10 protein-coding genes are annotated in these 12,975 nt (G+C 38.0%); 3 read left to right on the top strand and 7 right to left on the bottom strand.

Going from position 1 to position 12,975, the window contains the following annotated elements:
- Positions 1-25: 25 nt before the first annotated feature.
- From hmgA to hppD, 3 genes are all read right to left on the bottom strand, one after another.
- Positions 26-1,309: a homogentisate 1,2-dioxygenase gene (hmgA, locus tag A37Q_RS0101285; RefSeq protein ID WP_018298453.1), complete on the bottom strand. Its 1,284-nt coding sequence runs from the start codon at positions 1,307-1,309 to the stop codon at positions 26-28.
- Positions 1,310-1,361: 52 nt separating this feature from the next.
- Positions 1,362-2,009: a maleylacetoacetate isomerase gene (gene maiA, locus A37Q_RS0101280; protein ID WP_018298452.1), complete on the bottom strand. Its 648-nt coding sequence runs from the start codon at positions 2,007-2,009 to the stop codon at positions 1,362-1,364.
- A 113-nt stretch (positions 2,010-2,122) separates the two neighbouring features.
- Positions 2,123-3,184 (bottom strand): 4-hydroxyphenylpyruvate dioxygenase, encoded by a 1,062-nt coding sequence (gene hppD, locus A37Q_RS0101275; RefSeq protein WP_018298451.1) that lies wholly within the window; start codon positions 3,182-3,184, stop codon positions 2,123-2,125.
- Positions 3,185-3,505: 321 nt separating this feature from the next.
- Between hppD and A37Q_RS14320 the strand changes: the two genes are divergently transcribed.
- Positions 3,506-5,527 carry an AMP-binding protein gene (locus A37Q_RS14320; RefSeq protein WP_018298450.1) on the top strand — a complete coding sequence of 674 codons (2,022 nt, stop codon included), beginning with the start codon at positions 3,506-3,508 and terminating at the stop codon, positions 5,525-5,527.
- Here A37Q_RS14320 and A37Q_RS0101265 read toward each other — a convergent pair.
- From A37Q_RS0101265 to A37Q_RS0101250, 4 genes are all read right to left on the bottom strand, one after another.
- A complete protein-coding gene (locus A37Q_RS0101265) occupies positions 5,524-7,755 on the bottom strand; it encodes a polysaccharide biosynthesis tyrosine autokinase (RefSeq protein ID WP_018298449.1) in 2,232 nt (743 codons plus the stop codon). The two genes, A37Q_RS14320 and A37Q_RS0101265, sit on opposite strands and share 4 nt — an antisense overlap.
- A 22-nt stretch (positions 7,756-7,777) precedes the next feature.
- Positions 7,778-8,953: a polysaccharide biosynthesis/export family protein gene (locus A37Q_RS0101260; RefSeq protein ID WP_018298448.1), complete on the bottom strand. Its 1,176-nt coding sequence runs from the start codon at positions 8,951-8,953 to the stop codon at positions 7,778-7,780.
- A 31-nt stretch (positions 8,954-8,984) separates the two neighbouring features.
- Entirely contained in the window at positions 8,985-9,419 is a 435-nt protein-coding gene (locus A37Q_RS0101255) for a low molecular weight protein-tyrosine-phosphatase (RefSeq protein ID WP_018298447.1), read from the bottom strand.
- A 315-nt stretch (positions 9,420-9,734) separates the two neighbouring features.
- Complete coding sequence (locus A37Q_RS0101250; RefSeq protein ID WP_018298446.1) at positions 9,735-10,256, bottom strand: DUF924 family protein; 522 nt, start codon at positions 10,254-10,256, stop codon at positions 9,735-9,737.
- 172 nt (positions 10,257-10,428) lie between these two features.
- On the opposite strand from A37Q_RS0101250, the gene A37Q_RS0101245 reads away from it, so the two are divergent.
- Positions 10,429-11,241 carry a DNA/RNA non-specific endonuclease gene (locus A37Q_RS0101245; protein ID WP_018298445.1) on the top strand — a complete coding sequence of 271 codons (813 nt, stop codon included), beginning with the start codon at positions 10,429-10,431 and terminating at the stop codon, positions 11,239-11,241.
- Between the two features lie 447 nt (positions 11,242-11,688).
- Positions 11,689-12,975, top strand: a complete 1,287-nt coding sequence (locus A37Q_RS0101235; RefSeq protein WP_169710220.1) for a DUF3573 domain-containing protein — start codon at positions 11,689-11,691, stop codon at positions 12,973-12,975.

Genomic DNA, 12,975 nt, shown 5'->3' with positions numbered 1-12,975 from the left:
ATCTCTTATATCTTTTATGTTAGTTTTATTTCTCAACCACTACCTCTTTAAACGATGTTTCCAAAGACTGCCAGCATGTTAAATAATCTTTTTGCCTTAACACTGAGTTCAAAGCAAAATTTGTCACTTGCCAAGGCTCTTTTGATTCAAACATAAATGCCAATGTATCCTTATAACGAACAGGCTTGAGCTCTTCATTGGATGCCTTAGTGTAAACATCCATATCAGGACCATGAGCAGACATCGGATTATGCAAACTTGAGCATCCTTTTAAAAACCCTTCTTCTTTTGCATCATATTGCCCCTGAATAAGTCCCATAAATTCACTCATAATATTACGGTGATAATAAGGCGGTCTAAATGTCCCCTCTGCCACTACCCATCTTGGTGGGAAAATAACAAAATCTATATTTGCCGTCCCTTTACTAAGTGATGGCGCACTTAACACCGTAAAAATACTTGGATCTGAGTGATCCTTTAGCACAGCATTGACAGGGGAAAATAGCTTTAAGTTATATTTATAAGGATATAAATTACCATGCCAAGCCACAACATCTAAAGGTGAATATGGAATTTTCATTTTCCACAGTTGTCCTTGAAATTTAGCATATAAGCTAAAATCACCTTCTTTATTTTCAAAACTTGCATCTGGCGCAAGAAAATGGCGCTCTTCAGCTAAACCATTTGCACCGATAGGACCTCGCTCTGGCAAATAAAAGGCTTGCTGACTCTCACAAATATATCCCCTTGCCACATCCTCTAAAAGCTCAATTTGATAACGAATACCCCTAGGAATAACGACAATTTCACCAACTGACGCTTCTATAATGCCCATTTCAGTTTTAAATCTTAATGCCCCTTCTTCAAGCACATAAAGCCAATCACCATCTGCACTATAAAAGTAACTCTTATCCATTGAGCTATTGGCTGCATATAAATGAACTGCTGCCACGGAGTTATACACCATCGTCACAAGACTTGAGATAACATCTACCTTCTCCTCAGTAATCTCTCTGGCATTCCAGCGCATCTGCGTTGGCGGCGTTAAGACACTGTCTTTATGATGGATATCTCGAATAAGGTGTTGTGTGATAAGCTCTGGCTCTGAGCAGTGTAAAACCGAAGGGCGAATACGATATTGCCATGCTTTAAAATTCTCCGATCTTGGCGCTGTAAAGGCACTGTTGTTTACTTGCTCTGCAAATAAACCCAAATTCGGATGTTGCGGGGAGTTTTGCTCTTTTGGTAACGCTCCATTTAGCGCTTCAGTTTCAACATAACTATGAAACCCAGAATGATATACTGGCACGACTATCCACTCCTATATAATACTATAATACCAAATCAATTCACTGAAACTTTCAGCTTACATTTTCTGCTTCAACTTGCTCAGGAGAAGCGTTAAAAAAGGCCTTTTCCATCAGTGCATTTTCATAAATTCTTTGAATTGTAGGATAGGCTCTCATATCCACATCAAAACGCTTTGCATTGTAGACTTGCGGCACTAAACATAAATCAGCCAATGTAATTTGACTGGCAAAAGAAAATTCCCCTGCACTATGAGAAAGCCTCTTTTCAATCGCATCAAATCCTTTTCGAACCCAATGCTCATACCACATTGCCTTTTTATCTTGATCAATCTCAAACTCAGTTTGTAAATACTGTAATACCGATAAATTATTCAAGGGATGAATATCCGCAGCAATAATATTTGCAATAGCACGTATCTTTGCATTAATCACCGGGTCAGTCGTGAAAAAGCTTGGCGTTGGATAACTTGCCTCCAAATACTCCAAGATTGCCATTGACTGAGAGATAACCTCGCCACTATCAAGCCTAATACATGGCACTCTTTGTTGTGGATTAATCGCATGATATTCATAGGAGAGTTGCTCACCGCCATCTCTTAATAAATGAACCGTTTTACTTTGATAGTTAATGCCTTTTAGATTCAGTCCAATACGCACACGGTAACACGCCGATGAGCGGTAATAATCATATAAAATCATCCTCTTGTCCCTTTATATTACAGTGATTAACATGATGTGATTTAATTATTGCTTTGAACACCGTCGCTCAAAAGCGCAAATCTTGCTTATCAGGCTGGCTGGCTCTCTAGATATTACAGCACGCCACGCTCAATTTGATCCTGCTCAATGGAATCAAATAACGCCTGAAAATTCCCTTCACCAAAACCATCATCCCCTTTTCTTTGAATAATTTCAAAAAACACAGGTCCTATTACTGTCTCGGTAAAGATTTGTAGCAGATAGCCACCATCTTTGGTTGGTGCACCATCAACCAATATGTTATTTTTATGCAGCCTTTCTAATGGCTCTTCATTGTAGGGTAAGCGCTTATGAATATTTTGATAATAACTATCTGGCGTTTTCATAAAACTAATGCCCATTTGTTTTAACTTTTCAACTGTCTCATAGATATTCGCACTTTCAAGCGCAATATGCTGAATCCCTTCACCATTAAATTCATGCAAAAACTCTTCAATCTGAGATTTATCATCAACAGATTCATTAATTGGAATTTTAATATTCAAACAAGGGCTGGTCATTGCTCGAGAGATAAGCCCAGTTAACTTACCCTCAATATCAAAATAGCGAATTTGTCTAAAATTAAACAAATCCTCATAAAACTTCGCCCATTTATCCATATTGCCACGATAGACATTATGCGTTAGATGATCGATATATAAAAGCTCTGCTGCATTGGAGTGCAATTTCTCCAAGCGCCCCGGAATCAATTCAAACAAGTTACTCTCTATAATATTATCCAACTCAGTTAAATATAATCGCGTATCAGCAATGCCTTCAATTGCCTTACAATTAGCATTGTGCCAATCATCAGCAGTGCTTTTTATAGGCGTTGCCTCTTTCGTAATACAGTGAGAGTACGCATGAGCAAGATCTTTTACAGCAAAACCCATGCCAAGCGCTCCCCCTCCATGCAAATCACGAAAATCCCGAGCATAGCCCTCTGTCTCAAGGTTTAATAAAAAGCTGATATTATTTTGCTGCCATAGCTCTATCTCTTTTTCCTTGTGGTTGGCTATATGTGTAAAGCCAAGCTGAACAAACAACATTCTAAGCTGACTTGCCTGCGTGGTCACAAACTCTAAAAAAGCAAACCCCTTCGTTCCAGCAGGGTTAATCTCCACTTTCTCATCCATTGTCATTACCTTATTAATTAAATCGTGTTAAATCCTTGTGAAAACTCTAGAATATATAAATTTTTAGCTTGCAACGACACATTTGAGGTCGAATATATAGGGATTATAACGAGTGCCTACATCTATCTCATTAATTGCGAAGCAGTATATATATTACAGAATTTCATATGGAAGTTAACATATCATAGGATTTTATTTTTTTCATCCATGTCACAGTAAAATTATTTAACCAATTTTGTGAATTATTTACATTTATGATGGATCAAAACTGCGATAAACTGAGCAGTGAAAAGGAAAATATATGATGCTCTAGGAGTTTAAATGGTTTTTGAAAATGATTGTCTAAATGCACTTGATGATATTACTAAAAAGAAAATACACCATATTCTATCAACCAACGACCACGCACAAAAAAAATGGCAACAGCTTAAAAAAGAGGTGCTTTCTTGCTCAGTGCCCTTTAGCGTACATCAGGCAATTTACACGCTTTGCTATAAAGACAGCACCGTTTGCCCAACTTGGCTTCCCGATCAACATAGTACACCTTATCTGAAAACTTTGATGCGGCATTTTGGTTATGAAAACGTTGCAGATTTCCAGCATTATAGTAACACCCATAGAGAGACTTTCTGGGCAAAAGTGATTGAGGATCTGTCACTTAACTATCACAAAAATACCACAAAAACAGCTGATCTTGCTGATAATCCTAAAAAGCCAAAATGGCTTGTTGATGCCACCTTTAATATTGCTGAGAACTGCTTTAATGCGCCTAAAGATAAAGCGGCTATTATTTATCAAGATGCTGATGGCTCTATACAAAGCTGGAGCTACGATAAACTTGATCAGTTTAGTCAGAGTATCGCTTTATCGCTCAAAAAGCTTGGTATTCAAAAAGGTGACTGTATTGGCATTTCCATGCTGATGAATGCTGAGTCTGTTGGAATTTATCTTGGCATTATCAAGCTTGGCGCCATTGTTGTGTCTATTGCTGATAGCTTTGCAAGTGAAGAAATCAAAACGAGAATTGATATTACTCAAGCAAAGCTTGTTTTCACTCAAGATTATATTATGCGAAATAACAAACCCTACCCAATGTATCAAAAGGTACTTGATGCTGGCGCCAAAACAATTATTTCACTTGAATCCAACTCACCACTTAAGAAAAGAGAAACTGATTTCAGCCTATCTGAATTTATGACTTTAAGTGAAGGTATACAAGGGCACCACAGTTATTCACTGACTGCAAATGATGCCATTAATATCCTTTTTTCCTCCGGCACAACCGGCACGCCAAAAGCCATTGTTTGGGATCAATCTACTGCACTTAAAGCTGCAAGCGATGGAAAAATCTACCTTGATATAAACCAAAATGACATCCTTTCTTGGCCAACGAACCTTGGCTGGATGATGGGGCCTTGGCTTGTATTTGCTGCCCTTATTAATAAAGCAACGATCGCACTTTTTTATGACGCCCCCACTTCCAAGACATTTATTGAGTTTACCGCCAATGCCAAAGTAAACAAACTTGGCGTCATCCCAAGCATAGTAAATCACTGGAAATCACAAGCGCTATTAGAGAAAATGAGCCTAGAGCATATTGATTTATTTGCAAGCACAGGTGAGGCATCAAATATAGATGATATGTTATATCTTAGTGCATTTAGTGGCTATAAACCCATTATTGAATATTGTGGTGGCACAGAGATTGGAGGTGCGTATATCACTTCAACTTTACTGCAACCGAATATTCCAAGTCATTTCTCTAGCGTATGTTTTGGCATCAATATGGTGATACTTAATGATAATGGTGAAATAAACGCTGAAATGAGCACAGAAGGTGAAATTGCCCTAATCCCTCCAAGTTTAGGTCTTAGCCAAGTGCTTCTTAACAAAGACCATGATAAGGTCTATTTCAAAGGCATGCCTTACACTCAAAATGGGCAACTGAGACGCCATGGAGATCAGATAAAACGTCTTTCAAATGGCTATTATCGCTCATTTGGCCGCGCCGATGACACTATGAATTTGGGCGGCATTAAGACAAGCTCTGCTGAAATTGAACGCGTATTAAATAGGCTTGATGAGGTGTTGGAAACGGCTGCTATTGCCGTTACTGGAGAGACAGGTGGCACAAATAGCTTGATTATTTATGCCGTGCTTAACAAAGAGAATGCAATAAATGCAGATAGATTAAAACAAAAAGCACAAAAAGTACTTAAACTAAATCTCAACCCGCTTTTTAAAATTGAAGATCTGATCCTCATCGACAAGCTTCCAAGAACCGCTTCTAATAAAATCACAAGACGCACATTAAAAGCACTTTATAAGACAGCTAGTGCTTAACTGTAACTTTTATATTGATATTTCTTATGGTAATACGTGCTGGTGCCTGTAATACCATTTAGAATAAACCCTTCTTTGGATACACCTGCATTATCAAGCTTATTCATCATCAGCTTCAGTGCTTTTTTATCATGGCCTGAGCATTTTAATACAAATAAATTAATGGCTGTTTTTTGTAAGATAATCGTCGAATCAGCCACAGGCAAAACAGGTGGTGTATCAACAATAACATAATCATAATGCTCATTTGCAAAATCAAGTAGCGCTGCAAATTTTGGCGAGACCAAAAACTCTGTTGAGTTTGTCGTGTGCTCACCATAACTAATAAAATCAATCTGATCAAAGCGTGTTTTTTGGATAATCTCCTCTTCGCTAATAGACTCTTGAGATAAATATTGACTTAAACCCAGTCCGTCCTTTTTATTGAAGTAGCTTTTCAAATGCCCTTTTCTTAAATCCGCATCAATAATTAAAACCTTCCTGCCAGCTGCTGCTAATGAATAAGCCAAATTGACACTGACAAATGACTTACCGATATTTTCCGTTGGTCCAGAAATAGCAATAAGCTTATTTTTAGCGGTGAGTTTTTTCAACTCAATCGACGTTCTAATGCTTCGAAAACTCTCTAAAATCACATCATGTGGATCAATTTCATGAATTAGCTTTAGCTTGGAAGTAAGCTTCTTGCGAAATTTCTTTGATTGCGCTTGCTGCAACTTACTGAAATACACCGCACCAACTGAACCAAAGCCTAAAATCTCTTCAATAATCTCTGGATCTTGCAATCCTTTGATTAAATAAGCCTGTAGGAAAATCCAACCAACTGACAAAATAAGCCCGACAATTGCGCCAAGCAATACCAATAACAAGGTTGGTTTGTTGATGTTTTTATAAGGAATATGCGCACTGTCGATTACTTCAAGACTACTGACTGTGGCGGCCTGCATAATTTCATATTTTTGTATTTTACCAATAATTGTCTGGTAAACTTTTTCCTGCACCTCAACATCACGCATCAAATTCACATAAACTTGATCTGACTTGGGCAAAGCTTTTATCTTTTGCTGCAACGTGTCACGCTGTGATTTCACTTTGCTAATGGCCGATTTAAGCTGTAAGATTTCTGGGTTTTTTTCAGTGAGTACTTGTGCAGATTGTGACAGCTGAAGCTCAAGCTCAGAGAGCTGTGTATCATAGCCTGAGAATTTTTGAAGAATAATCTTTGTCTCATCAGCAATAGACAAATTTCCAGTCTTAGAGCGATAGGCATTTAGTTTATGTTGCGCATCATCTAATTTTGCTTGCACCATTGGCAACTGTGTCTTTAAAAAAGACAGCACTTGCTTGGCATTTTTAGACTTACGCTCCACATCATTTTCAATCGCACTTTGCCCTAAATCATTTAGCACCTCTGCAACGATATAAGGGTTTGCGCCCTGATAACTTAAACGTAAAATGTTGCTGCCTTTTTCCTCACTTTGAATTGATAAATCTTGTGTTAAGGCATTAAGTGCAACTGTGTCTCTAAGCTTAGAGATCGCAAATTCTTCACCGACATTGGCAACGAGTTCTTTGAGATTAATATCAAGGGATTCGCCTTGTCCCATAGCGATAGAATAGTCTTTTCCAACCTTACCATCTGCTAAGAGCACCTCGCCCTCTGGAGAGATTAATTTATACTTGTCTTTAGAAAGTGCAACAATGGTGAATGTTTCCCCATAAAGCCCTTTAGGTGGCTGAAATGTACTTACCGCTGCAATTGCACCACCCCAATTATACCCCGACAACCCTAAAAATGGCTTCGCAGGAACGCCCTCTGGTAAGCTTTGAGAGGCATAATTTGCGACAATTTTTCCGATTACAGGGAAATAATAGGGCTTAATTTCAACATCCAATCTAAGTTTTTCAATCACTGGTGTTAATACAGAACGTGAACGCATTATCTCCTGCATTTTTGAGCTCATGCCATCTTTTGACTGCATAAATGGGATATTATCGCTTAACAAATTTCCAATACTCTGATTTGCTGAATCAGTTGAAATATTCATTAAAAGATCGCTTTTATACATAGGAGCGCGCTGAAGCCCATAGATAAGCATAATAATTGCAAATAAACAGGTAAATGACAAAACCAGCCATTTTCTATTTAAGACAATACCTAAAATATCGCGGATGTCGATCACATCCTCTTGCATCATTGTATCTTTTTTCTTTGATTTAAAGCTCACAAAAACCTCTTATATTATCTCATTATTTCGTTGCGCTAATGACAAGTGCTGCCGTTGAGAAACTAGTACTAATAAGTGGACTGATATATTGAAGCACTTGGTTAACATCTTTAAAGCCACTTGTAGAAACAAATACAATATCGTGTGGCAGCAGATTAAATTGCCCTGCCAAAAGAAGCGCATCAGGTGAGCGTACATTAATTGTATAGACACTTGGGTGATCATTATAACTTCTAATGACATAAGTATAGGCTGGAGCGGATCCATCGGTTACACCACCGGCAGCTGCGATCGCATCACTTAAGGTCATTTTCCCTTGGAGCATATTATAAACACCCGTTTTTTTCAACTCACCCAAAATGTAAATTTTATAAAGCTCATTACTTGGCACATAAACAACTGCACCATTTTTCAACAGCCAATTCTCTGAGCTTCCATTTGGCGCTAACAAAGTGTTTAAATCAACCGTTGTTTGATAGCCACCTTGTTTGATCTGCACATTTTTAGTATCTGCACACTCCATTTGTGAAGTATTATCTGTCGTTGATTTCAATGCATTACTACAGTTAATGACACCACCTGCTTGGTTTACTGCATCAAGCACGGTTAGAGGCACATTTGTTAATTTAAGTGAACGCTGCTGCTTCACTGCACCAATCACATTCACCTTTTGACTGTTAAAGCCAATAACATCAACTGTGACCTGCGGGTCTTTAACATAAGCTGCAAGCTTCTCAGAGATAAGATCTCTTGCCTTTGAAACGGTTAAACCTAAAACATGCACATAACCTATATAAGGATAAAAAATATCCCCATTTGCATTCACTGTAAACCCACGTGTTTGGCTTAAGCCATTGACACTTTGATTATTCGCAGGGTTTGTCATGCTCTTATAATCCCAAACGACAATATTCAAAATATCCTGTGTGCCAATATGGTAGGAATATAGCTTAGTATTGGTTGAAAAGCCCTCGGGCGTCTTATACGAAAGCGCTTCTTTCTTAGCATTTTCACTTGCTTGTTTATGCTGTTCGATCACTAATGCTGGCGTAATTTGAATTAACTTTGGTTGAATAACTTTTCCATTTACTACCGTTTGTGAATAATCATCTGGATCAGCCATATGCATTCCTGGAACTGAACACCCACTTATTAGACTCACTGCTAACCCTGCAGATAAAAGTTTTGCTGTTTTCATTTTCACCCTAGCTTTTTAGTTTTATTTTAATTTATGCTTGTAACTTTTTTGCCCACTCCATCGCTGAAAGCTCTACGTGGTTAAACATCGTAATAAAAGCCTCCTTAGGCTTTTGATATGGATCATGTATTTCTTTTTTATTCTCCCAATGCCCAAGTAAAAATGTCTTACCTGAGGCATAAGGATAGATGGAAGTAATCGCACTAATATGCTCCTCTTCCATACATAGAATTAAATCTGCATCTTTAATGTGATTCACTTGTACTTTTTGCGCAATATGATGAGATAAATCAACTCCATTTTCTTTGGATACCTCAACTGCGTAAGGGTGAGCCCTCTCCCCTGAAAGTCCTTCTATTCCGGCAGAAACAACCTTATCAGCTAGTGATAGCTTTCTCAGTATTTCCTCTGCAACGGGGCTTCGGCAAATATTGCCGACACAAATTACTAAAACTTGCCTGAACATCGATACTAAGCACTCCTCTCCAAGCGCACTTGACGCCTAGTATTACCTTAGGTTCTCTATACCTGTAGATTGTAGTGTTAAACGCGCATTATTCAATAGCTATTTTTCAAATAGCGCAAAATTCATACTTTTTCAGTCATAATATTTACTATCAGTCATTTTACACAGTTTTTCAGCTCACTTTTTACATGTTTTTAACAAAAAATATGAGCCGTAAAAAATAATCACCTAGCATTTACTAGGCTAACGTGAACTTGTAAAAACACTGATAAACTGCTTTAGCAGAAGATGCAACAAATAGCTAATGAGCAACAATTACCAGCCACTATGCGTCTCAAGATAACTGAGCTCTTCTTCGCTACTTTCTCTTTGCAGTATATTATTTCTGTGAGGAAAGCGACCAAACTGGTCAATAACTGCCTTATGGTCAACTGCATAGCTATTATCTTCTCCAAATAAACGAAGCGATTCTTCTTGAATAATAGGAGACTCACTATGCATAAACGGCATATGCAAAAATTGACGCTCAACATCATTTAGATTTTTCTGAAAGCCTTTTGATCTTGCAAACTGTGCTAATGCAAGCGCCATAGAGTCATAGGAAAATGCCTTTTCTGTTCCACGAAACATATTACGCGAGAACTGATCTAGAACAATAATCTCTGCTAATGACCCATGCGCTGTTTTACGCCAACTTGCACATTCACCGAGAGCAACAGATTGATGAATATCTGAAAATCGTGATCGAATTTCATTATCAACTTTTTCATCTTTAACATACCACTTATTGGCAGTCAATTCCTGAAACCAAAAATCCAAAATAGTCTTAAAGTGCATCACTCACCCCTTAATTACTGATCTTTTATACTTCACTCATTATATTCAATCAAATTGTAAAAACGCAATCAGGTTATAATAACAAAAGATCGCCTAATGATTGCACTTTGCCCTAAAATCAAATACATTCCATTACTAGCCTAAACATAAACCAACACCAAGCAACAATCTGATGAAAGCCAGTTTAAAATCTATTTTTTTGTGTGTACTGTTAAGTATTAGCTTTTTAGTTTCTCAAACAGCTTATAGCTTTTCACTTGCAAGCCCACCTGTTTCAAAATCATACTGCCATGGTTTTTTACTCTATGGAAATCCTAAGGGCCAAATAAATCAATATTTATGCCGCGAGGGCTACCTTGTCGGATACAATTACACTACTAAACAACCGACTTGGGTCGCCTATCATCTAAGTGCAAACTCTGTTTCACATACCATTAAAAGACATGATGTGTTCCAGCCTGATCTTGAAGTGCCAAAAACATACCGCGCTGAGCTCTCAGATTACCGCAAAAGTGGCTATGACCGTGGTCACCTTGCCCCTTATGCCGCCATGGACTTTGATAAAACAAGTGCCAAGCAGTCATTCTATTTATCGAATATGTCCCCTCAAAAACCACAGCTAAACCGTAAAGGTTGGGCGGAGCTTGAGAAAGATGTCCGCTTTTGGGCGCGCATGTATCAAGAAGTTTATGTCTATACCGGCCCAATTTTCAAAAACAGCAAATCACATAAAAGCATTGGTAAAAATAAAATCTACGTTCCTGAGTACTTTTTTAAAATCATCTACGCGCCAAAGCAGCACAAAGACATTGCCTTTATCATGCCTAATGCAAATGTGAGCAAGAAAAATGTAGCAAATTATCGAGTCTCTGTGAAAGAAATTGAGCAGCGCACAGGGCTTCATTTTTTCAACAATCTCCCTGAATCACAAAGCGCAGCACTTAAAACTACTGTCTCACCAATGTGGAGAGTCTCTTATCATTGAGATATTAAACTATCACCAAAGCTCCTACCGTCTTCTTTTAAACCAGCTTCAAGCATCCTATTTTGCTTCATATCAAAGAGAAAACCAAAACACATTAGGAAGGGAGTGTAATTAAAGTCTTAACCCTCTCCAATACGAAGCCATCTCACTATAAATCAAAGAAAGCGCTAAAAACCAATAACATATTTTTATCAAGACTATAACTTTTTCTCATTTATCACATACGCTCTTTCATTTCAAACTAGATACTGGGGATACAAATAACATTTCCAAGATGTTCAATCACTATACAAGATAAGCCTTGCTCGCTGATTTTTATGTGGCAGTATTATTTACATTTGATGTAAGGCTATTTTGTACAAATGATTTAAGAACAAACAAAAGCAAATGTAAGCGGAATTTGATGCGCTGGTATCAAGTTCAATGAATACAAAAAAAGGGGGAAACGTGAGAAAAATAACACTAGCAATAAGCTTATGCTTGGGGACATCTATATCTGCTTTTGCAACGACGCAGGCAACTGACATTAATACGCTTGAGTCACAAATAAAGGCACTGCAACAAAAAGTGATTGATATTCAGCAAAAACAAACTAAAGAGCTTAAAACTCAGTCAAACACTAATACTAATCATCAGCTTGATCTTGGGCAGTATCTCTTTTGGGATGCTTCTAAAACAAAGCCTTTTGGAGAGAATTCAAGCAGCAAAATTCCTATTTCTCTTTTAAAAGTACGTAATCTTTTCCCTGATCAAAGCATTGCTTTTGGCGGCGTGCTAGAAACTGATGCAACCGCATGGTGGGGTGACAGCTTAAACACGACTAAAAACAGCAATTATCAATCAGGGAAAGGGATTTATATTAATGAGGCTTCCTTGTATGTTATCTCTAATTTAAGCCATCTTGTACAGGCTGATATGACCTTTACAGGCGCCAGTTATGAAAACCCATCTATTAGAGATGCATTTGTTACTTTCGGCAATTTGGATAGCAGCCCCGTTTATTTAACTGTGGGTAAAAACCGCTTAAGCTTTGGCTCTTTTGCTAACGGTGGACCTTGGATTGGTGGCATTACACAAGTTCTTTTTAGACCAGGGCATAATACCGTTTCAGCCAACCTTGGCTTTTATAAAGATGGGATTAATCTAAATGCTGCTTATTTTCAATCAAATACACAAAGCTCAGATTTCATGCTAAGCGGCTTTTATGACGGTGAAAGTGGCAAGTTTAGCTATGGCGCAAATGCAGGTTACATGTATAACTGGATTGGCACTGGCATGGGAGCTGTCAGCAATGTACAAAATAACCCTACCAGCAGCAATCATGTCAATGACAATCAAAATGGCGTTGTTAACCTTGAAGGCTACACTGGATATGATATTTACCTGTTAAATGTCGGCTGGGCAGGCACAACGAAAAAAGAAACTTACAGCAATAATAATCGTTTAGGTGCATGGTATGTACAAGGAACTGTCTCACCAGAGATTTACCATAAAAACACACAGTTCTCTTTGGGATATCAACAAGCATATAACACGCAAAACATACCATTTTCAATGCCGGGCAATGAAGCAAATGAACCCGAAGTAAACGGCATTCAAAGTGAAATCACCGCTTTTGTGACCCGCCCGATGTTTGCAAAAAATAATTTTGTCAGCCTTGAGTATGGCTATCTACGCACTTATACACATCAACACTCAAATGAGATTACCCTAGATATCTATACCTATTTCTAA

Source organism: Fangia hongkongensis FSC776 = DSM 21703, assembly GCF_000379445.1.
Classification (GTDB): Bacteria; Pseudomonadota; Gammaproteobacteria; order Francisellales; family Francisellaceae; genus Fangia; species Fangia hongkongensis.
This window is presented reverse-complemented; position numbering and strand designations above follow the sequence as displayed.

Excerpts from the sequence above, each read along its gene's own strand:
- maiA (WP_018298452.1), bottom strand. The coding sequence starts at position 2,009 with ATGATTTTATATGATTATTACCGCTCATCGGCGTGTTACCGTGTGCGT.
- hppD (WP_018298451.1), bottom strand. The coding sequence starts at position 3,184 with ATGGATGAGAAAGTGGAGATTAACCCTGCTGGAACGAAGGGGTTTGCT.
- A37Q_RS14320 (WP_018298450.1), top strand. The coding sequence starts at position 3,506 with ATGGTTTTTGAAAATGATTGTCTAAATGCACTTGATGATATTACTAAA.
- A37Q_RS0101260 (WP_018298448.1), bottom strand. The coding sequence starts at position 8,953 with ATGAAAACAGCAAAACTTTTATCTGCAGGGTTAGCAGTGAGTCTAATA.
- A37Q_RS0101255 (WP_018298447.1), bottom strand. The coding sequence starts at position 9,419 with ATGTTCAGGCAAGTTTTAGTAATTTGTGTCGGCAATATTTGCCGAAGC.
- A37Q_RS0101250 (WP_018298446.1), bottom strand. The coding sequence starts at position 10,256 with ATGCACTTTAAGACTATTTTGGATTTTTGGTTTCAGGAATTGACTGCC.
- A37Q_RS0101245 (WP_018298445.1), top strand. The coding sequence starts at position 10,429 with ATGAAAGCCAGTTTAAAATCTATTTTTTTGTGTGTACTGTTAAGTATT.